This is a genomic window from Feifania hominis (assembly GCF_014384765.1).
Taxonomy (GTDB): domain Bacteria; phylum Bacillota; class Clostridia; order Oscillospirales; family Feifaniaceae; genus Feifania; species Feifania hominis.
Window position 1 is genome coordinate 107,011 of record NZ_JACRSP010000004.1, and the last position, 19,321, is coordinate 126,331.

General features: G+C 61.2%; 18 protein-coding genes. 10 read left to right on the forward strand and 8 right to left on the reverse strand.

Annotation, left to right across the window (positions count from 1 at the left end; all coding sequences use genetic code 11):
• The 6 genes from H8695_RS09570 to H8695_RS11680 all read left to right on the forward strand — a co-directional run bounded on the left by H8695_RS09570 (position 1) and on the right by H8695_RS11680 (position 5,522).
• Positions 1-1,827, forward strand: a complete 1,827-nt coding sequence (locus H8695_RS09570) for a hypothetical protein (protein ID WP_249301007.1) — start codon at positions 1-3, stop codon at positions 1,825-1,827.
• An 86-nt stretch (positions 1,828-1,913) separates the two neighbouring features.
• On the forward strand, positions 1,914-2,801 hold the full coding sequence (locus tag H8695_RS09575; protein WP_249301010.1) for a LysR family transcriptional regulator: 888 nt from the start codon (positions 1,914-1,916) through the stop codon (positions 2,799-2,801).
• An 87-nt stretch (positions 2,802-2,888) separates the two neighbouring features.
• The gene (locus H8695_RS09580) at positions 2,889-3,248 is read left to right on the forward strand and encodes a MerR family transcriptional regulator (protein ID WP_346726810.1); all 360 of its coding nucleotides are present in this window, start codon (positions 2,889-2,891) and stop codon (positions 3,246-3,248) included.
• 5 nt (positions 3,249-3,253) lie between these two features.
• Entirely contained in the window at positions 3,254-3,745 is a 492-nt protein-coding gene (locus H8695_RS09585) for a flavodoxin (RefSeq protein WP_249301013.1), read from the forward strand.
• Positions 3,742-4,407: a flavodoxin gene (locus H8695_RS09590; RefSeq protein WP_249301015.1), complete on the forward strand. Its 666-nt coding sequence runs from the start codon at positions 3,742-3,744 to the stop codon at positions 4,405-4,407. The genes H8695_RS09585 and H8695_RS09590 overlap by 4 nt, the downstream gene beginning before the upstream one ends.
• A complete protein-coding gene (locus H8695_RS11680) occupies positions 4,404-5,522 on the forward strand; it encodes a carboxymuconolactone decarboxylase family protein (RefSeq protein ID WP_346726811.1) in 1,119 nt (372 codons plus the stop codon). Before H8695_RS09590 ends, H8695_RS11680 begins: the two co-directional genes overlap by 4 nt.
• Before the next feature lie 35 nt (positions 5,523-5,557).
• Here H8695_RS11680 and H8695_RS09605 read toward each other — a convergent pair whose 3' ends face one another.
• From H8695_RS09605 to H8695_RS09620, 4 genes are all read right to left on the reverse strand, one after another.
• Entirely contained in the window at positions 5,558-6,757 is a 1,200-nt protein-coding gene (locus H8695_RS09605; protein ID WP_249301017.1) for a glycoside hydrolase family 3 protein, read from the reverse strand.
• Positions 6,741-7,259 carry a GNAT family N-acetyltransferase gene (locus H8695_RS09610; RefSeq protein WP_249301019.1) on the reverse strand — a complete coding sequence of 173 codons (519 nt, stop codon included), beginning with the start codon at positions 7,257-7,259 and terminating at the stop codon, positions 6,741-6,743. Before H8695_RS09610 ends, H8695_RS09605 begins: the two co-directional genes overlap by 17 nt.
• Before the next feature lie 80 nt (positions 7,260-7,339).
• The gene (locus H8695_RS09615; RefSeq protein ID WP_249301021.1) at positions 7,340-9,010 is read right to left on the reverse strand and encodes a thiamine pyrophosphate-binding protein; all 1,671 of its coding nucleotides are present in this window, start codon (positions 9,008-9,010) and stop codon (positions 7,340-7,342) included.
• A gap of 184 nt (positions 9,011-9,194) precedes the next feature.
• Positions 9,195-10,856, reverse strand: a complete 1,662-nt coding sequence (locus H8695_RS09620) for a thiamine pyrophosphate-binding protein (protein WP_249301023.1) — start codon at positions 10,854-10,856, stop codon at positions 9,195-9,197.
• 299 nt (positions 10,857-11,155) lie between these two features.
• Here H8695_RS09620 and H8695_RS09625 point away from each other — a divergent pair, with 299 nt between their 5' ends.
• Both H8695_RS09625 and H8695_RS09630 read left to right on the forward strand, forming a co-directional pair.
• Positions 11,156-11,995, forward strand: coding sequence for an aminotransferase class IV (locus tag H8695_RS09625; protein ID WP_249301025.1), 840 nt, complete (start codon positions 11,156-11,158; stop codon positions 11,993-11,995).
• Entirely contained in the window at positions 11,995-12,270 is a 276-nt protein-coding gene (locus tag H8695_RS09630) for a hypothetical protein (RefSeq protein ID WP_249301027.1), read from the forward strand. The genes H8695_RS09625 and H8695_RS09630 overlap by 1 nt, the downstream gene beginning before the upstream one ends.
• A gap of 43 nt (positions 12,271-12,313) precedes the next feature.
• On the opposite strand, the gene H8695_RS09635 is transcribed toward H8695_RS09630, so the two are convergent.
• Together H8695_RS09635 and H8695_RS09640 are read right to left on the reverse strand one after the other, a co-directional pair.
• The gene (locus tag H8695_RS09635; protein WP_249301028.1) at positions 12,314-13,774 is read right to left on the reverse strand and encodes a xylulokinase; all 1,461 of its coding nucleotides are present in this window, start codon (positions 13,772-13,774) and stop codon (positions 12,314-12,316) included.
• Positions 13,775-13,868: 94 nt separating this feature from the next.
• Positions 13,869-14,606, reverse strand: a complete 738-nt coding sequence (locus H8695_RS09640; protein WP_249301030.1) for a UTRA domain-containing protein — start codon at positions 14,604-14,606, stop codon at positions 13,869-13,871.
• A gap of 311 nt (positions 14,607-14,917) precedes the next feature.
• Between H8695_RS09640 and H8695_RS09645 the strand changes: the two genes are divergently transcribed.
• Together H8695_RS09645 and H8695_RS09650 are read left to right on the forward strand one after the other, a co-directional pair.
• Positions 14,918-16,003, forward strand: coding sequence for a LacI family DNA-binding transcriptional regulator (locus H8695_RS09645; RefSeq protein WP_249301032.1), 1,086 nt, complete (start codon positions 14,918-14,920; stop codon positions 16,001-16,003).
• A complete protein-coding gene (locus H8695_RS09650) occupies positions 16,000-16,902 on the forward strand; it encodes a ribokinase (protein WP_249301034.1) in 903 nt (300 codons plus the stop codon). The genes H8695_RS09645 and H8695_RS09650 overlap by 4 nt, the downstream gene beginning before the upstream one ends.
• Positions 16,903-16,977: 75 nt before the next feature.
• Here the strand turns inward: H8695_RS09650 and H8695_RS09655 are convergent, their stop codons facing one another.
• Together H8695_RS09655 and H8695_RS09660 are read right to left on the reverse strand one after the other, a co-directional pair.
• The gene (locus tag H8695_RS09655) at positions 16,978-18,066 is read right to left on the reverse strand and encodes a M23 family metallopeptidase (protein WP_249301036.1); all 1,089 of its coding nucleotides are present in this window, start codon (positions 18,064-18,066) and stop codon (positions 16,978-16,980) included.
• Between the two features lie 182 nt (positions 18,067-18,248).
• Positions 18,249-19,253 (reverse strand): ABC transporter substrate-binding protein, encoded by a 1,005-nt coding sequence (locus H8695_RS09660; RefSeq protein WP_249301038.1) that lies wholly within the window; start codon positions 19,251-19,253, stop codon positions 18,249-18,251.
• Positions 19,254-19,321: the final 68 nt, after the last annotated feature.

A 19,321-nucleotide genomic window follows, 5' to 3' on the forward strand; every position in this document is an offset into this window, starting at 1 on the left:
ATGCTGAAATTTGACGCTGCAAACCAGACGTTTACCATGCAGAACAACACCCTGCGCACCACTGTGGACTTCTCACAGGGCGGTGTCATCCGCGAATTTTCAAACATCGCCGCTGGAGACGTGGTCTCGAACCGCGACCGGGAGCTCTTTGTGCTTGAGATATACGGACAGGAGTTTACAAGCCGCGACTTTGCCCTTGTGAGCGCCGAGGCGCACGAGGATGAGACCGAGGAGCTTGTCACGCTCCTCTTTGAGAATGCGCAGCAGGCGCTTCGGGTGCGGGTGCACTTCATCAGCGACCGGCGCGACTCCATCCGCGTGCTCTACCAGGTGCGCGACGACTACAGAGACGGCGTGCCGTACGGCTGCCGCTTCAAGGCGCCGCTGCTCAGTGAGATCGAGTATCTCGGCGAGGGCGACACCCTGCTCCCTCCCGGTTGCCAGTTCCGCAACAGAGACGGCAAGAAGATCATCATGCCGGTGCGCGACTACCAGTACAGCTCCGACATCCGCCCGCCGCTGGCGCTGCTCGGGCCGGACGGCGAGGCGGGCTTCTCGGTCGTGTTCCCGTCGCTGAGCGACCTCAACAACGACGGTTCCTCCCAGAACTCAAACCGGCTGCTCGCCATGTATGAGACCGTCGATCAGATCCGCGCGGGCTGGGTCACCATCGCGCCCGACCCGTCGTTCAACGATACGGTCGAGCTGCTGGTCACCGGCGTCCGGCGCGGCTGGGCCGAGATCTTTGACCGCTACCGCTCCTACTGGGCGACGCCCTATGACTTCGGCGAGTACGACAAGCAGGATCTCAAGTGGTTCAACGAGTGCGCCGTGCACAATTTTGTCGACTTCTACGGCAGCGAGGGCTTTGACCACAAGACCATGACGGTCGACGTCGACGGGCTTCTCAAACAGGGCGAGGAATTCGGCGGTTACGACACCGTGACCATCTGGAACATGTATCCGCGCCTCGGTGTCGACAAGCGCACCCAGTGGGACTTCTACGACGACTTCCCCGGCGGGCGCCGCGCGCTTCGCGAGATGGTCGACAAGTTCCACGAAAAGGGCGTCAAGGTCTTTCTGCCCTACATCCCGTGGGACCAGGGGCCCGAGGAGACCACCGAGTCGATGGGCGACGAGTTTGCGCGCATCACCGCCGACACCGACGCCGACGGCTGGCAGCTCGACACACTCTACAGCCTGCCGCTGTCTTTCCGCGAGAAGTGCAACAAAATCCGCCCGGGCATTGTGATGACCTCGCAGTTCCACCCGACCAAGAAGCACCCCATGGAGATCCTCACCACCTCCTGGGACGAGTACTGGCGCTTTGACGCCATGCCCGAGGTCGATGTGCTGCGCTTTGTCAACCCCATCCACATTGCGCCGATGATCTCGCGCTGGGCGCGCTATGAGGACAAGACGAGGCTGATTCACCGCGCCATGTTCGGCGCCGAGCCGATTGTCATCTGGCAGGATATCTTCGGCCGCTGGATGCCCTTTGCGGACGACCAGAAAGAGATGATCAAGACCTGGAAAGCCTGCTATCTCAAGCATCGTCTGATCTACCAGGGCAGACGGCCGATTCCGCTCTACCGTGTCGAGGGGGAGAACCTCTACTGCAACGTCTTTGCCAGCGACGACGGGACGGGCACGATCTACTCGTTCTACAACGACTCGGCGGCGCCCGCGCAGGGCAGCGTGAAGTTCTGGAAAGACAACCACACCGGCGCCGAGGTGGTACTCGGCTCGGGTGAAGCGGCGAATACCGGCGACGGGCTTGCTGTGACCGTACCGGCGTTCGACGTGGTTCATGTACTGGTCAGATAAGAGAGAAGACGCCATGCGGCTTTGCCGCATGGCGTCTCGCTTTTCAGCGGCGCTGGAATCTGGTAAGATAGAGGGGGAGGGATGATATGGAACTTCGGGTTCTTCGGTATTTTCTCATGGTTGCCCGTGAAGAGAACATCACGAGAGCGGCTCAATTTCTGCACCTGACACAGCCCACTCTCTCGCGGCAGCTCGCGGCGCTCGAGCGGGAGCTTGGCGTGAAGCTCTTCCGGCGCAGCAACCACAACATCGTTCTCACCGAGCAGGGAATGCTGCTCAAGCGCCGGGCGCAGGAGCTCATCTCGCTGGCTGACAAGACCGAGCGGGAGTTTCATCAGGCCGAGAGTCTCGGCGGTGAGCTCGCCATCGGCAGCGGCGAGCTGCAGAGCACCCATCTGCTCTCGGAGCTGCTCGCTGCCTTTCACCGGGAGAATCCGCTGGTGCGCTTTGAGATCTACAGCGGCAACGCCGACAACATCAAAGACCGCATTGAGAGCGGCAATCTGGACCTTGGGCTGCTGCTCGAGCCGGTCGACATCGGCCGGTACGACTTTGTGCGCATGCCCGGGCGGGAGCAGTGGGGCGTCCTCGTCAGCGAGGACTCGCCCCTTGCGCAGCAGCAGGCCGTCGGGCCTGAGCTCCTCGCGGGGGAGCCGCTGATCTTTTCCCGGCGGGAACTGGTGCAGCATGAACTGCTCAACTGGTTTGGCCCCTATGCCGATCAGATCACAACCACGGCGAGCGGCAATCTGCTCTACAACATGGCCGCCCTTGCCAGAAGCAGGTTGGGCGTTGTCATGTGTCTGAGGCTCGACTGCCGCTACGAGGGGCTGCGCTATGTGCCGCTCTCGCCGCCGCTGACCTCCGGCACCGTACTGGTATGGAAAAAGGCACAGACACTCTCGCCGACCGCACAGGCTTTTATCCGCCATACAAAGAAATATTTAAAAAGCATTTCTGATGATTCAATATAAGTATTGGACATTTCTTATGGACGGCATTACAATAGAGGCGTCCCCGAGAGGGGGCGCCTATTCTGTCTTGAAAGGCGGCGTATGACCATGGAGCAGGCGAACGAAGCTTACGGCATCCCCCCGGCCATTCTCCGGGAGTATGAGAGACTGGCTGCGTGTAAGGCGCAGAGGAGGGGCATGGCTGCGCAGGAGTATGACGAGCGCGACCTCGAGCGGATGAGTCTGATGATGACGCTGCACGACATCGGGTTTACCGCCGGACAGGTGGAGACCTATATGCGTCTGCTGCTGCAGGGCGATGACACGGCGCACGAGCGGCTTCGCATGCTCAATGACAGACGCCGCTGCACGCTGGAGGAAATTCACCTCAGAGAGCGGCAGATGGACCGACTTGACTATCTCAGACACGAGATGCGTAAGACAGAGAACAAACACAGACAGGAGTGAAGCAGATGAAAAGTATGGTTGTCTATTACACCTGGTCGGGGCGCACGAGGGCAATGGCAGAGCTCATTGCCGCGCAGACCGGGGCGGAGCTTTTGGAAATTCAGCCGGAGATCCCCTACACGAGCGACTACCATGCCGTGGTGGAGCAGGTGAAAAAGGAGATTCGAGAGGCAGCGCCCTGTCCCATTCGGGCCGCGGCATGCGATCCGGCGCAGTACGACGTATTCTATCTCGGAACCCCCATCTGGTGGGGCACTGTGGCTACGCCGCTGGCCACATTTTTAAGGGAAAAGAATCTCGCCGGCAAGATTGTCATGCCCTTTTCCACCCACGGGGGCGGCGGCAAGGGCCACGCGGACCGCGATATACAGAAGCTGTGCGCCGGAGCCGATGTCAGGCGGATGTATACGGCCTACGAGGGCGGCGGCAGCAAGGCCGCAGACGAGATTGCAGCCTGGATTGGTGAAAATCTGGGTGAACGGGAGGGCCGCAGATGAAGAGATGGCTGAGCCTGCTTATCGCATGTATTCTTGTGCTGTCGCTTTCTGCGTGCGCGCCTGCGCAGCAGCCGGCACCCGAGGGGCAAGAGCCGCCCCAAGACAACACCCCGTCCACCCCCGAGCCGGAGCAGACGCCAGACGATGAGCCGCAGGGCGGCGGAATACTCATTGCCTACTTCTCCTGCACGGGCAACACCAAGTCGGTGGCCGAGCTTCTCGCACAGGCTTCGGCGGGCGATCTGTACGAGATCGTGCCCGAGCAGCCCTACACGGCTGAGGACCTCAACTACAACGACGCAGACAGCCGCGCCAGCCGGGAAAACGACGATCCCGCCGCCCGGCCCGCTCTGTCGGGAAGCGTGGAGAATCTGGAGGATTACGATGTGATCTTCCTCGGCTATCCCATCTGGTGGGGCGAGGCACCGCGCATCATCAGCACGTTCCTTGAGAGCCATGACTTCGCCGGAAAGACCATTGTGCCGTTCTGCACCTCCGCCAGCAGCGGTATGGGGGACAGCGCCGAGAATCTGCGCGCTCTCTGCTCCGACAGCACCACCTGGCTCGACGGCCGCCGCTTTGGCGCCAGCGCCGGCGAGGAAGAGGTGGCCGCCTGGTTTGAGAGCCTCGCGCTCGTCGAAAGAGGGGGAGAGGCACAGTGAACTACCATCTGACTGATCCGGAGTTTATGGAGAGCTTTGCGCACTTTGCCCTCGACGAGGTCGTTCACGAGCCGGGGCAGGAGCTGCCCGGCGACACCCGCCATCTCGCCATTCTGGCGGCGCTCATCGGCTGTCAGGGGGTGGAGACCTACCGCGCCGTGCTGCCCCGCGCACTCGACTGCGGCCTGACTCCCGTCATGGTCAAGGAGACGGTCTATCAGGCAGTCGACTATCTCGGCATGGGCAGGCTCCTGCCGTTTCTGGCTGCGACAAACGACGTACTGCTTGAGCGCGGTGTCAGCCTGCCCCTCGAGGGACAGGCCACCACCACGCCGCAGAATCGTCTGGAGCGGGGCGTTGAGGCGCAGGCTGCGATTTTCGGTGACGGCATGCGGCAGGCCTGGAAGTCGGGCCACATCAACCGCTGGCTTGCGGCAAACTGCTTTGGTGACTACTACACCCGCGGAGGGCTCGATCTGCGCCAGCGTGAGCTGATCACATTCTGCTTTTTGGCGGCGCAGGGCGGCTGCGAGCCGCAGCTCACCGCCCATGCACGGGGCAATATGAATCTGGGCAACGACCGGGACTTTCTGATTCGGGTGGTCTCTCAGTGTCTGCCCTATATCGGCTATCCGCGCAGCCTGAATGCCATTCGGTGCGTCGAGCAGGCCGCGCAGGAAATGGAAAAACAGACGGGAGGAAACAACATGTCAAAAGAGAAGACACTCTTCGGCACAGGGGGGCCAAACGATGCCTACGCAAAATATTTTACCGGCCAGAGCTATCTGAATCCTCTGACATCGGCGGGAGTTTCCATATGCAATGTCACCTTTGAGCCCGGCTGCCGCAACTTCTGGCACATCCACAGAGCGGCGGCAGGCGGCGGTCAGATTCTGCTCTGCACCGACGGGCGCGGCTGGTACCAGGCGTGGGGCGAACCCGCGCGCGAGCTGCACCCGGGCGATGTGGTCGCCATTCCCGCCGGGGTGAAGCACTGGCACGGCGCGGCAAAAGACAGCTGGTTTTCCCACCTCTCGGTGGAGGTGCCGGGAAGCGACACGAAAAACGAGTGGCTGGAGCCGGTCGAACAGAGCGAATACGACAAGCTGCCATAATAAAAGGCCGGCGCGCCGTCTGGCGCGCCGGCCTTTTATTCCGGTGGGATGATACCGAGCTCCATTTTGCACTTGAGAATGCGCAGAACCGACTCGTCGATTCGCTGTTCGGTGATTTCGCCCGAAGCCACCGCGTCGAGTACGGCGGGAATCTGGGTTTCAAAGTCCGTACAGCAGAGCAGATCGTTTCCCGCAAGCACCGCGAGCACAGCCGCGCGCTCATCGCTAACAAGCTGGCGCACCCCGTCCATTGCGAGGTCGTCTGTGACGATGACGCCGGAAAAGCCGAGCTCCTGCCGCAGGATCTCATGCACGCGGGCGGACAGCGAGGCAGGAAGTTCCCCGTCCATGCTCGCGACGATGTTGTGCGAGACGAGCACCATGTCCGCCCCGGCGGCGATGCCCGCCTCGAAGGGCAGAAAGTTGCTGTCGGTGAAGACCTCATAGGGCCGCTCGTCATGGGCGACGCCGGTGTGGGTGTCAGCGTTGCTGCCATAGCCCGGAAAGTGTTTGAGCACACTGCCCATACCCCGCCCGCGCATGGCCGTGACCACGGTTTCGACATACTGCGCCGTCTCAGAGGCGTCTGCGCCGAACGAGCGCGGGTAGATGAAGTCCCCGGGGTCTGTGCTGATGTCACACACGGGGGCAAAGTTGAGATTGATTCCAAGCGAGGCGAGAAGTTCGCACTTTTCGGCGGCATCCTGAGCCACGGCGGGGAAGCCGCCGGCGGCATACACCTCCTGTGGAGAGGGGAAGGGCTCCTCGCGAAATTCCGGGTAGCGGCTCACTCGGGTCACCGTGCCGCCCTCCTCATCCACCCCGATGAACAGGGGCGTCGCCGCCGCGCGCTGGTAGCTCTGGATGGTCTCGGTCACCTGTTCGGGCGTGCGGGCCCTGAAGTCGCGCGCGAAGAGAATGTAGCCGCCGAGATGCCAGCGCGCCGCTTTCTCCGGCGCCTCTTCAAGAGGGCACCGGGCGATGAAGAGCTGGCCGACCTTCTGCTCGAGCGTCATCTCATTGAGCAGCGCGCGGGCCCGATCGTCCGGGGTCGGTTCCGGCTCCGGTTCGACGGGCGCGGGGTCCGGCTGTCCATCGGAGACGGCGTCGTCCGGCGGATCGGCGGCGGTGGGCTCAAAGAGCGGGCGCAGCGCAAAAAAAGTGGCGGCGAGCACAGCGGCGGCGCACAGAAGAGCCAAAATGTGCGGCGCGTTTGTTCTACGTCTTCGGCGCATGGCGGTCCCCCTGACTGTGAGCGCGTTCTCCGGAATCCGAGAAGCGCTTTTCCATGTGATAGTTCGTCAGAACCTGCCCGCGCCGGGGAACCTGCTGTTCGCGCACGATCCGGTAGCCGCGCCGCTCGAAGAAAGGGCGCGCCGTGATGGAGGCGTCCACCGTGACCGAGCGGTGCCCGCGCGAGCGTGCGAGCGCCTCGAGCTCATCGCAGAGCTGAGAACCGATGCCGCGGCCGCCATAGCCGCAGCGCACATAGAGGCGGTCGAGGTAGCCGCCGTCGAGATCGGCAAAGCCGACGGTCGTGCCGTCTTCCAGCGCGACGAGCGTGTCATGTTCCGCCAGGGAGACAGCCCAGGCGCTGCGGTCCAGCTTCTCCGGCGCCCAGGCGTCGAGCTGGTCCGGGGTGTAGTCGCCGGCGCAGACGCAGTGCACCGTCTCACGAAAGAGCCCGAGCAGCTCGTCGAGATACCCGGGGCGGTAGGGGGTCAGAATAACAGCCATAGCAAAAATCCTCCGTACCGAAAGCATACCATGAGAAAGCGGGCCGCGCAAGTGCGCGGCCCGCAGTGTCTGTGCCGGTTTTAAAAGGCCTCGGGAAAAATCTGATGTGTGCCGTCAAATTTGACTTCGATCAGGCAGGGCCGGTTCATGGCCTTGGCGCGCGTCACAGCGGGCGCAATCTCATCGGCGCGGTTGACGACAATGGCCTCGCAGCCAAAGCCCCGGGCGACAGCCGCGTAGTCGAGCGCGTCGGGCGGGGTGAGCATGGTGCCGATGTTCGGCCCGGCGCCGAACATATGGTCCTGCTCAAGGCGGATCAGGCCGTAGGCCCCGTCGTTGATGACGATGACAATGACCGGCAGATTTTCGCGCACCAGAGTCTCAAGCTCGCCGACCGTCATGCCGAGCGCGCCGTCGCCGAGAAAGGCGATGGTGGTCATGTCGGGCCGCGCGACCTTGGAGCCGATTGCCGCGGGGATGCCAAAGCCCATATTGCCGAAGTTGAAAGCCTTGTTGTAGACGGTGCCTTTGCACATTTTGAGCCGGTGCGTCCAGATGACGCAGGTGCCTGCGTCACAGGTGATGGAGGTGTTGCCGTCAATCACCTTGGAGAGCTCGTCCATCACGGCGAGAGGCGCCGCGGGGGAGGCCGTGGCATCGCTCATGGGACTTTCGGCGAGCTCGCGCTCACGCGCGTCGCGCGAAGCCTTGCGCTCCTCGAGAAAGGCGCGGCGCTCGGCGTCGTTGCGGCTGACGGTCTTCTCGAGCGCCGCATTCAGCAGCCCCAGCGTCAGCTTGCAGTGGCCGACAAGGCCCAGTCGCGTCGGATACTGGCGCGCGATCTGTTCGGGCTCGATGTCAATCTGCACAATGTCGGGCATTTTCAGCGCCCAGCGGGCGGTGGTGCCGGCCGAGAGGCTGGACCCCACGACGAGCACGCAGTCGGCCGCCTCGAGCGTTTCGCGGGCGAGACGGGTCGCCATACGGGTGCGCGCGCCAAAGGAGTGCTCGTCGTCGGTCGGGAAGACCGATATGCCGTTGTGGGTGGTGACGACCGGCGCGTGCAGAAGCTGCGCGGCCCGGAGAAGCTCATCGGTGGCGTGATCCATCTTGGCGCCGCCGCCTGCGAGAATGGCGACCTTTTTGTAACCGCTGAGAATGTCCGCAGCCTGTTCAATCAGCCCGGGCGCGGGCACATACTGCGAGGTCGTGCGGGTCAGCGAGGGGTCCATGGGCTCATAGTCCACCTCTTCGCTCTCGAGCGCGTCGCGGAAGCAGTCGACCACGACAGGCCCGCGGCGCCCGCTCATCGCCACGCGGTAGGCCTCGCGCACCGCCCACGGGGCGACAGAGGCCTTGCGGATGGCAATGTACTTTTTGCAGATGGGCTTGAAGATGTCGCCGTGGTCGACCTCCTGCACATCGCCGCGGCCAAAGTCCTGACTCTTGTTCTGGAAGACAAAGGCGATCATGGGGCTGCCGTCGCGCAGCGCGCCGCCCATGGCGGTGAGAAAGTTGGTGGCGCCGGGGCCGGTGGTCGCAAAGCAGACGCCGGGCTCGCCGGTGACGCGGCCGTAGTTGTCGGCCGCGGCGCAGGCCGCGTTCTCGTGCCGCGTCGCAATGACGCGCACATCCGTGCCGATAAAGGAGTTCACAACCGAGAGCATCTGGCCGCCCGGCACCTCGAAGACCGCCTTGCAGCCCTGCTCGATGAGCGTCATGGCAACTGCTTTTCCGCCTGTCATTTTCATAGAGAATCCCCCTTTTTTGCCGGCCGGCCGATGCCGCCGCGGCAAGGTCTGCTGCAGAGCGCTCGGGGCGCCCTGTGCTCTTAAAAAAAGTGTACCGCTTTTTTACACCCGCCGCAAGCGGGTTTTTGCCGGAATTTTAAAAAGGGCGGGAAACCGAGGTTTCCCGCCTTTTGGGCAGTGTGAATCAGTATGCCTCCGGGAAGACCGAGTCGGTCTGGCCGTCGGTGATGATGTTGATGAAGAAGGGCTTGTCGGCCTTTTTGGCTTTCTCGACGAGAGCCGGCAGCTCCGTGATCTTGTCGATGGTGACCGCCTCGCAGCCGAGCGCGCGGGCAGCGCCCTCGTAGTCGCAGACATGGCTGATGTTGGTGCCGAGATTGTGGCCCGGGCCGTACATGTGGTCCTCCTCCTGCTTGATCAGGCCGTACTGGCCGTCGTTCATGTGCAGGACGATGATGTTGGCTTTCTCGCGGGCGGCAGTCTCAAGATCGGCAAGGCTCATGCCGAGCTCGCCGTCGCCGAGCAGACAGAAGACATCCTTGTCGGGCTCGGCCAGCTTGCAGCTGATGGCCGCCGGCAGGGCAAAGCCCATGGCGCCGAAGTTGACAGGCTTGAAGTAGCGCGTGCCCTTGGGCAGCTGCAGAATCTGAGACCAGATGCCGCTGTTGCCGGCTGCGGCGCAGACGATCGAGTTCTCGTCGATGAGTTTGTTGAAAGTCAGCATATAGGCGACCGGACGCACTGGGGAGGCGTTGACGTCGGCGCGGTCGCTCTCGCGCAGTTTCTTCCAGTAGGCGGCTTTCTTCTCGAGCACGCCGGCATAGTATTTCTCACGCTCAGCGTCGTTCTCGGCGACGACTTTCTTGACCGCGTCGATCAGCAGCCGCAGCGTTGCCTTGCAGTTGCCGACAAGGCCGGCGACAACCGGGTAGTGGCGGCCGATCTGCTCGGGCTCGATGTCGATCTGGATGATGTCGTTGAGCTTGAGAGCCCATCTCGACGTGGTGGAGGCGGACAGGGAGGAGCCGCACACCAGCACGCACTCGGTGTACTCGAACACCTCGCGGGCAAGGGAGCCGGCGAAGCGGGTGCGAACGCCCAGGGCGTGCTCATCGGCGGTCGGGTAGACCGACATGCCGTTGTGGGTGGAGACGACCGGCGTATGCAGCAGCTCTGCGAGCTCCATGAGCTCATCGGTGGCGTGGGAGTTCTTCGCGCCGACGCCGGCGAGAATCGCAACGGACTTGTAGCCGACGAGCTTCTTCGCGGCGTCTTCGATCACACTGGCATAGGGCACGCAGGCCGAGGCGACCATGGTGTTCTTCGGATCCAGCGGCTCGTAGTCAACTTCCTGATTTTCCATCGCGTCACGGAAGCAGTCGACGACGACCGGGCCAGGACGGCCGGATTTCGCGATGCGATACGCCTCGCGGATGGCCCAGGGGCCGACCGAAGCGGTGCGGATCGGGATATACTTCTTGCAGATGCCCTTGAAGACATCGCCGTGGTCAACATCCTGCGCGTCGCCGCGGCCGACGTCCTGGCTCTTGTTCTGGAAGACGAGGGCGATCATGGGGCTGGAATCGCGCAGAGCCGAGCCCATGGCGGTGAGAAGATTGGTGGCGCCAGGGCCGGTGGTCGCAAAGCAGACGCCGGGCTCGCCGGTCAGGCGGCCAAAGGCATCCGCCGCGGCGCAGCCGGTGTTCTCATGGCGCACCGGGATGACGCGAACGTCGGTTCCGCGGAAAGAGTTCATGACGGAGAGAATCTGGCCGCCCGGAACCTCGTAGACGGTTCTGCAGCCCTGCTCGATCAGGGTCATGGCGACAGCTTTACCACCTGTCATTTTCATAGAGTATTACCTGCCTTTCCTCTCTTTTGGGAGAGATATAATAGTGATTTGTGAGTGTACAAGATACGCGATTGTGAAGAATTTTGTATTTAAATTGTATCTTTGTCTTAAGGATAACACAGTCGTATTTCCGTGTCAAGAGTATAACGAAGAAATTATAACAAGGTTACGACAAAAGTGCAAAATTGTATGTTTGCCAAATGATCCGAAAAATTCCTCGTGGGAATCTTTACAATGTTGCGCCGGTACACTATGATAGAGACAATTCCATTTTGACACAGGGAGGACTGAATATGCAGGATCTCGGCTATTACAATGGGGAGTACGGCCCGATCGACCAGATGAAAGTGCCGATGCTCGACCGCGCGCTCTACTTCGGCGACGGCGTCTACGAGGTGACCTACACCAGAAATCACAGGCTCTTTGCGCTCGACGAGCACATCGACCGCTTTTACAACAGCGCAGGCCTGCTGCAGATCAAACTGCCCCACACAAAAGAGCAGATGAAGAAGCTGCTCGAGGAGATGGTTCGGAAAGTGGACGACGACCGGCTCTTTGTCTACTGGCAGGCGAGCCGCGGCGCGGGCGCGCGCGAGCACACGTTCCCCGAGCAGGGCGAGGCCTGTATCCTGATGATGATCCGCCCCGGCCGGCTGAAAGACCTCGGCGAAAAGGTCGGATTGATCACCCTGCCCGACACGCGTTTTCTGCACTGCAACATCAAGACCATCAACCTCATCCCGAGCGTCATGGCGGCCCAGCGCGCCAAGGAGGCGGGCTGCTTCGAGGCGGTGCTCCACCGCGACGGCCGCGTGACCGAGTGCGCCCACAGCAACGTCTCCATTCTGCGCGACGGCGTCTTTGTCACGGCCCCCACCGACCACCTGATTCTCCCCGGTATTGCGCGGGCCCATCTCATCAGAGCCTGTAAGGGGCTCGGCATCCCGGTGGATGAGACACCGTTCACGGTCGATGAGCTCATGCGGGCGGATGAGGTCATTGTGTCGAGCTCCTCGGTGCTCTGCCTCGGGGCGGACCGCATCGACGGCAAACCGGTCGGCGGCCGCGCGGCGCAGCTTCTCGCGGCGCTGCAGAAAACCGTGCTCGACGAGTTCGAGCGGGAGACGCGCTGATGTACTGTCTGCGCTGCGGCGGCGAGATGCAGTCGCTCGGCGTCGAAAAATTGCAGCTCGGCCAGGCTGGCCTGCTCACGGGCGTGTGGGCGAACATAAATGCCGGCGCGCTCGAGGCGGAGATTTTGATCTGCGAGCAGTGCGGCAAACTCGAATTCTATGCAGTTGACGCACCGCCCGGCGAGATCGCCCAGGTAGAGTGCCCGCGCTGCCACCGGCTGCACGATCTGGATGACCCGAAGTGTCCTTTCTGCAAACACAGGCTCACAGAATGAAGAGAGAGCGGGAGATTTCCCGCTCTCTCGTTGTATTTGCGCGTCACTCGTGGTGGTCGGGGTGGTTGTAGTACTTGCAGATGGTGCGAAACAGCAGCATGTAATCGTGGTAGACCGTGTCGTAGGGCCCGACGTTTTCGGGGTTCGGCTGAAAGGTGTTGGCGATGGAGTCCGGATCGACTGTGACCTTGCCCTTGAGCATGTATTCAATGAGCATGGCGACGCCGAGTGTCGTCGCCTCAAAGACCTTCGGGGTGTGCAGCGTGACGTTTGTGATATCGGCCTTGATCTGCATCCAGAGCTTGCTCTTGGCGCCGCCGCCCACGGCGGTCACCTGCCGGCAGTCAAGCCCCATCTCGTGCAGGCGGTCGAACATGTAGCGGGAGTTGAAGCAGTTGCCCTCCATCAGTGCGCGGAACAGGTGTGCCGGCGTGTGCTGTAGTCCGATGCCGCAGGCCGTACCGCGCACGTCGGGATTCCAGTGGGGAACACGCTCGCCGGTGAAAGTCGGAATGAAGCGCACGCCGTCGCAGCCGGGGGAGAGCTTGGCCGCCGCGGCGTCAAGCTCCTTGAGCGAGTACTTCTCCTCGAGCAGATTCTCGGCGTACCAGGCGACCGACGCGCCGGAGAGTCCCATCGGCCCGCCGACGAGCCACTTGCCCGGCAGCACGTGGGGATTGGTCATCAGCTCGCAGTGCTCATCGAGGCGCAGCGTATCGCTGCACACGTAGAGCACCTCGGTCGAACCCATGATGTCCGCGGCGGTGCCCTCCTCGACAACACCGGTGCCGAGAGCTCCCACCACGCCGTCGAGCCCGCCCATGGAGACCGGGGTGCCGGCCGGAAGGCCGGTGCTCTCCTCAAGAGCCTTGGTGGTGTAGCCGCACAGCTCCGTGCACTCGCGAATAACGGGCAGCTTGTCGAAGTCGACGCCGAGCGCGTCGACGAAAGGGGCGTGCCAGTTCTTGGTGTGCAGGTCGATCATGGCGCTGTAGGCGCCGCCGACGGGATCCATGCTGAACTCGCCGCAAAGCCTGGCATTGAGAAAATCCTTGAAGTGAAGCAGCTTGTATGTTCTGCGGTAGCGTTCGGGATCGGTGTTTTTCAGATGCAGCAGCTTGAAGCCGCCGAACTCGGGGTTCGGCGGGCGGCCGACCTTGGAAAAGAAGCTCTCCCTCGAGAAGCTCTCGCAGAATTTGTCGCACTCCTCGTGGCACTGGTGCATGTAGCTGAACAGTTCCGTCGTGGGGTTGCAGTCGCGGTCGACCATAACCCAGCCCACCATCGTGCTAACGCCCACGCCCAGCACCCGCACGCCGGAGTTGTCGGCGAGCAGCTCACGGGTGAGCGTCACAATCTGCTCCCACTCGCGGTCCGCGTCCATGGTGAGCCCCGCGACTCGGATGAGAGTCTTGCTGTCGAGTGGGACAATATTTTCTCCAATCAGGGAGACGCGCACCGAGCCCGTTCCCACGTCAATGGTCAGGTAGGCATTCTGGTTCATGGTCAGCACCCTTTCTGTGTTGCAACATATTGTATTTGTTTTGTATTTAAGATACTGCAGGTGGGCGGGGTTGTCAAGGGAAAACAGAGTTCTCTCAGCGATAGAGAGTCAGCCCATATTTGTAGCGGTCGGACAGGTAGTAGATGTCGCTGAACTCGATCGGCTCGCCGCTGATGAGATGCACCACACTCTCGATGTGCATCAGCGGGATCTTATCGCGGATCTCCAGATACTGCATCTGCTGCCTGGTGGGCATTTTGATGTCGAACTGCTGATTTGCCCGCGAGAGCCGAAGCCCGATGCGGCGCTCCATCACCTCGTAGAGGGAGTCGTTCTGGTCGATGGTGTTGAAGTCAAAGTTGCCGCACAGGCGGCGAACCAGGTAGGTGTTCTGCTCGCAGATCGGAATGTCGTCTGCGTAGCGAACACGGTGAATGACCACAACCGGCTCGCCCACGGGAATCTCAAGGTGGCCCGCAACCTCGCCGCCGGCGGGCTCCTCTTTGATCGAGAGAATCTTGCTCGTGCCCTTGATGCCCTCTTTGGCGAGCGCCTCATGCAGACCGCTCAGCCGGGAGATGTGGCGGTTGAATACGTGATTTGCCACCACCGGCCCCTTGCCGCGGGTGCGTTCGATGACCTTTTCCTCGATGAGTTTATTCAGGGCGTTTCTGACCGTAACCCGGCTGACGCCGTAGTAGCGCACAAAAAAATCCTCTGTCGGCAGCTTGTCGCCGGGGTTGAGTTCCTTGTTGTTGATCTTCTGCTTGATGTCCTCGGTGATCTGATAGTACAGCGGAATGGGCTTTGACTTGTCTACAATGCTTTTCACTGTTCGGCCTCCCTGCTGAAAAAGGTATTGGTATTGTATCGTTAACTATACAATAGAAAATTAATGTATGATTGTCAATACTTTTTTCCTGTGTTACAATTTTCTCTGGCGCTGTCGTGCCATTTTGGGCGCGAACACGGGGCAGGGTAATGTTAATGTTGACAGAAACCGGCCCCTATAATTGTAGAGATTTTACAAAAACGTCCTGTTTGGCTGAAAAAATCCGCGAAACAATTGACTTTCCCCAAGGGGGATGGTACTCTCAAGATAAACGATAAACTAAAACGATTTAGTAGTTTTGAGGGATCACAGTGAGAGCGACAATCAAGGATGTAGCAAAGAAATCCGGTTTTTCGATTTCAACCGTCTCCATGGTGGTCAACAACAAGCCGGGGGTCAGCATCCCCCAGCGAACGCGCGACAAGATCATGGAGGCCGTTCGGGAACTCGGGTACCGGCCGAATCGGCTTGCGGTGAGTCTTGTCACCAAAAAGAGCAACACGCTCGGCCTGATCATTCCCGACAACAGCAATGTGTTTTTCGCCGAGCTCTCCAAGGGCGTTGAGGTGGCCGCGCGCAAGCTCGGCTACAATCTCATCTACGGCAACACCAACAACAAATCCAAGCGAGACCTGGATTACATCAGGGTCTTCATAGACCGCGGCGTCGACGGCATCATCTTCACCCGAAGCGCGGGAACGGACCCCGACGACGAGCGCGCCTGCATTGATCTGCTGCTGCAGAGCGGCGTCTGCTTTATGACAATGGACCGCGTCATCGGCAACCGGGCGATCTACTCCGAGGCGCTCGGGCGCATGATCAGCAGCGAAGACATCTTCTCCGTTGCGCTCGACCATGTAAAGGGCGGCTATCTCGCGACCCGCCACCTGATTGATCTCGGCCACCGCCGCATCGGCTGTGTGTCAGGTCCCGCCGGTCTGACGACCTCCGATGATCGCCTGCTCGGCTACCAGCAGGCTCTGGAGGAGGCGGGAATCCCCTATGACCCTGCGCTGATCTTTGAGGGAGACTACGAGCCCGGCAGCGGCGCGACGGCGCTGCCCTATCTGCTGGGCAGGAATGTCACGGCCATTTTCGCATTCAACGACATGATGGCGTTCGGCATCTACCGCGAGGTGCACAATTTCAATTTGTCCATTCCCGACGATCTCTCGGTCGTGGGATTTGACGACATTTTCTTCTCGGAAATCATCCAGCCTCCGCTGACCACTCTCCGGCAGCCTGTCTTTGAGATGGGTACGCAGGTCGTCAACGAGCTGGTCGATTTGATAAACGGCGTCCCCCAGGGGGAGCTGCAGCGGCACATCCGCTTTGAACCCACGCTTCAGGTGCGCGGGAGTACGGCTAAAGTAAGAAAGGAGGAGGAGAGAATTTGAGTCAGATTCTCAACTTCGGTTCACTCAATAACGATAAGACCTATCATGTACACGATTTTGTCAAGGCAGGCGAGACCATTCTCGCTCAGAGCTATGACCTCTTCTGCGGCGGAAAGGGACTCAACCAGTCCATCGCCGTGGCCCGCGCCGGGGAGCCTGTCTACCACGCCGGCGCCGTCGGAAACGACGGCGGCGAGCTCAAGAGCATGCTCGAGTCGAGCGGCGTCAATCTGAGCTATCTTCAGACGCTTGACGGCCCGAGCGGTCACGCCCTCATCCAGATCAACGACAAGGGCCAAAACTGCATCATCGTACACAGCGGCACCAATCATCAGCTCACCCGCGACTACATCGACGGGGTGCTCGCCCACTTCGGCGAGGGCGACTTTCTGGTGCTGCAAAACGAAATCAATGAGGTCGGCTATATCATGCGGCGCGCGAATGAGCGCGGTATGAAAATTGTGTTCAACCCCTCGCCGGTGACCCGGGAGCTCTGTGAGAGCTACCCGCTGGAGCTTGTGGACTACTTCATCCTCAATGAGATCGAGGGCGCCACGCTCGCCGGGGGCGGCGAGACCGACGAGGAGATCCTGCAGGGGCTCAAAAAGCGCTTTCCGCGCGCGGCAGTCGTGCTGACAGTGGGCAAGCGCGGCGTGCTCTACTACGACGGGGAAAACCGCTTTGCCCACGGCATCTACGATGTGCCGGTGGTGGACACCACGGCCGCCGGCGACACGTTTTGCGGCTACTTTGTGGCGTCTGTCGCCCAGGGGGTCACAGCCGACGAGGCGCTGCGCCGCGCGTCGATCGCCTCGTCCATCGCCGTGTCCCGTCCGGGTGCGGCGCCGTCGATTCCAACGCGGGAGGAAGTGCTCGCCTTCCAGGGGGCGCTTGTCTGAGACGAACGATTTCAAACTTTCATATATTCCTCACAGTAAGAGAAAAGGGACGGCGCAGAGCCGTCCCTTTTCTCTTCAGCTGTGTCCCGTGACCGGGTCGCGAAACCGGTAGACGCGGGTGTACTCTCTGGTCTGTTCGTCTTTGGCAACGGTGCTTCGGTGCTTTTTGAGAAGCTGGGTGATGTCATAGACGTCAATCCAGATCTCGCCGTTTCCCTCTTTCTGCGACTCGTCAAAGATGATCTGCATGCCGAAGTGGAGATGCGGGGTGTTGATGTTGTTGACGTTCTCTTTCTGGCTGTAGCCGGTCATGCCGAGGTAGCCGATCACATCGCCCGCCTGCACCACGCTGCCGACGCTCAGCCCGCTCTGATAGGGGTGGTCGCGCCGCAGATGGGCGTAATAGTAGTAGCGTTTGGTGTCAAAGCTGCGTATGCCGATGCGCCAGCCGCCGTACTGGTTCCAGCCGAGCGCCTCGACAATGCCGCTCTCCACCGCGACGATGGGCGTGCCGACGCTGCCCATCATGTCGTGCCCGAGATGGCGGCGCTTGTAGCCGTAGGAGCGCGACGAGCCGAAATCGTCATAGTCGCCGTAGGAGTAGCCCTCGGCGATGGGGGAGTAGGCCTTGAGCCCGTACTGGTGCATCCACTTCTTCTCGCCGGGGTGCTCCGGGTCGTCAAGCTCGATGTCAAACTCGCCGAGAAATCCCCCCAGAATGGCGGTGTAGGCCTCCTGGTAGTAGCTGTAGTACTCCATGTCCGCGGCGAGCTGTTCCATGGTCTGGCCCTCGTCGAGCTTCTGCACAAGGGCTTTCCAGTCCTTTGTCCTGTGCGCTTTGAAATTGCCGCCGCACTTGCAGGCGAGATAGGCCAGCATGTCAATCCAGCTCACGTGCCGGTCGGTGCCGTAGGTGTCGATGTCGAGCCGCATGGCCTTTTCCAGCAGACTCGACGGGATGTCGAAGTCCACCCATTTGATGTAGCTCTTCTCCTCGTGGAGCACCGGGCTGTCGCTCTCGGCGCCGCAGTCGCACTCAAGTTCCGGTACAGGCTCCTCCCGCCGCGCAGGGCTCTGAAAAAAGACCGCCGCCAGCGCAGCGGTCAGAACCACGGCGGTGACAGCCGCAATCAGCCTCTTTCCCCGTATGACAAACACATTCACAGCGCTCTCCCCCAACAGGTGTTTTTTACATATATATGAGGCAGCTTGTTTTTTAACACAACTTGCTGCGGGGAGACTGACCTGCCGGCGGGCGGAGGCGTTGCCAAAAAGCGGGATCGGAGAGCCGGTAAAGGCCGGCGCAAAAAGAGAGGGACGCAAAAGCGTCCCTCTCCTCGGGTGGACTATTTGCCGTTTTTGACGGCTTTTTCGGCGAAGCTGTTGTCGACCAGTTTGTCGTGGGGGGCGGTCTTTACGAGCTCTCCGGCCTCGGTCATGACCATCTGGAGACGCTCAAAGGGCTCCTGATCCAGAATCGGGTCGGTGCAGTAGGCGTCGATGTCCTTGTAGTTCTGGATGGCGGCTGTCAGAAGCTCCATGTCAGTGTCGGGGAAAGAGGGGGCAATGGCCTTTGCAATCTCCTCGGCGGTGTGGGTCGCGACAAACTGCTGTCCCTCGTAGATGGCGTCGACGAAGTCCTGCACAAGGTCGCTGTTCTCCTCGAGGTAGCTGCCGCTGGCAAAGTAGGCGGTGTACGGAATCTCGCCGCTCTCCGCGCCGATGGAGGCGACAATGTGGCCGCGGCCCTCCTGCTCAATGATGGAGGCGGTGGGCTCGAAGAGGGAGACGTAGTCGCCGGTGCCGCCGGTGAAAGCGCCGGCCATGGCGGCAAACTGAACCGAGTCGTCAAGCGTGATGTCGACGCCCGGCGTCAGGCCGTTTTGCTTAAGTACATAGCAGAGGGTCATATAGGGCACGCCGCCCTTGCGCCCGGGGAGCAGCACCTTTCCCTTGAGATCGCTCCACTGGAAGTCGCCGTCCTCGCGGCCGACGAGGAAAGAACCGTCGCGCTGGGTGACCTGGGCGAAGACGCGCGGGTAGTCCTCGCGGCCCTCGTTGTAGACATAGATGGAGGCCTCGGGGCCCGCAAAGCCGATGTCGATGCCGCCGGAGAGCACGGCCGCCATGACCTTGTCGGCGCCCTCGCCGCTGGACAGTTCAATGTCGATGCCGCGTTTGGCAAAGTACCCCTCGTTGATGGCAACATACTGCGGGGCGTAGAAAATGGAGTGGGTGACCTCGGCGAGTCTCACCGTTCGGCTCTCCTCTTTCTTCTGGCAGCCGGCAAACGCGGTCAAAATGAGTGCCAGACAGACAGTGAGAGCGAGAATTTTTACTTTTGCTTTCATGTGGGTTCTCCTTTCGGATGGACGGCAGCGCCGTCGATTACTTTCACGCCCCGGCGGGGCGGTGAAGA

Excerpts from the sequence above, each read along its gene's own strand:
- H8695_RS09620 (WP_249301023.1), bottom strand. The coding sequence starts at position 10,856 with ATGACAGGTGGTAAAGCTGTCGCCATGACCCTGATCGAGCAGGGCTGC.
- H8695_RS09570 (WP_249301007.1), top strand. The coding sequence starts at position 1 with ATGCTGAAATTTGACGCTGCAAACCAGACGTTTACCATGCAGAACAAC.
- H8695_RS09610 (WP_249301019.1), bottom strand. The coding sequence starts at position 7,259 with ATGGCTGTTATTCTGACCCCCTACCGCCCCGGGTATCTCGACGAGCTG.
- H8695_RS09625 (WP_249301025.1), top strand. The coding sequence starts at position 11,156 with ATGCAGGATCTCGGCTATTACAATGGGGAGTACGGCCCGATCGACCAG.
- H8695_RS09635 (WP_249301028.1), bottom strand. The coding sequence starts at position 13,774 with ATGAACCAGAATGCCTACCTGACCATTGACGTGGGAACGGGCTCGGTG.
- H8695_RS09580 (WP_346726810.1), top strand. The coding sequence starts at position 2,889 with ATGGAGCAGGCGAACGAAGCTTACGGCATCCCCCCGGCCATTCTCCGG.
- H8695_RS09590 (WP_249301015.1), top strand. The coding sequence starts at position 3,742 with ATGAAGAGATGGCTGAGCCTGCTTATCGCATGTATTCTTGTGCTGTCG.
- H8695_RS09575 (WP_249301010.1), top strand. The coding sequence starts at position 1,914 with ATGGAACTTCGGGTTCTTCGGTATTTTCTCATGGTTGCCCGTGAAGAG.
- H8695_RS09660 (WP_249301038.1), bottom strand. The coding sequence starts at position 19,253 with ATGAAAGCAAAAGTAAAAATTCTCGCTCTCACTGTCTGTCTGGCACTC.
- H8695_RS09585 (WP_249301013.1), top strand. The coding sequence starts at position 3,254 with ATGAAAAGTATGGTTGTCTATTACACCTGGTCGGGGCGCACGAGGGCA.
- H8695_RS09615 (WP_249301021.1), bottom strand. The coding sequence starts at position 9,010 with ATGAAAATGACAGGCGGAAAAGCAGTTGCCATGACGCTCATCGAGCAG.
- H8695_RS09605 (WP_249301017.1), bottom strand. The coding sequence starts at position 6,757 with ATGCGCCGAAGACGTAGAACAAACGCGCCGCACATTTTGGCTCTTCTG.
- H8695_RS09630 (WP_249301027.1), top strand. The coding sequence starts at position 11,995 with ATGTACTGTCTGCGCTGCGGCGGCGAGATGCAGTCGCTCGGCGTCGAA.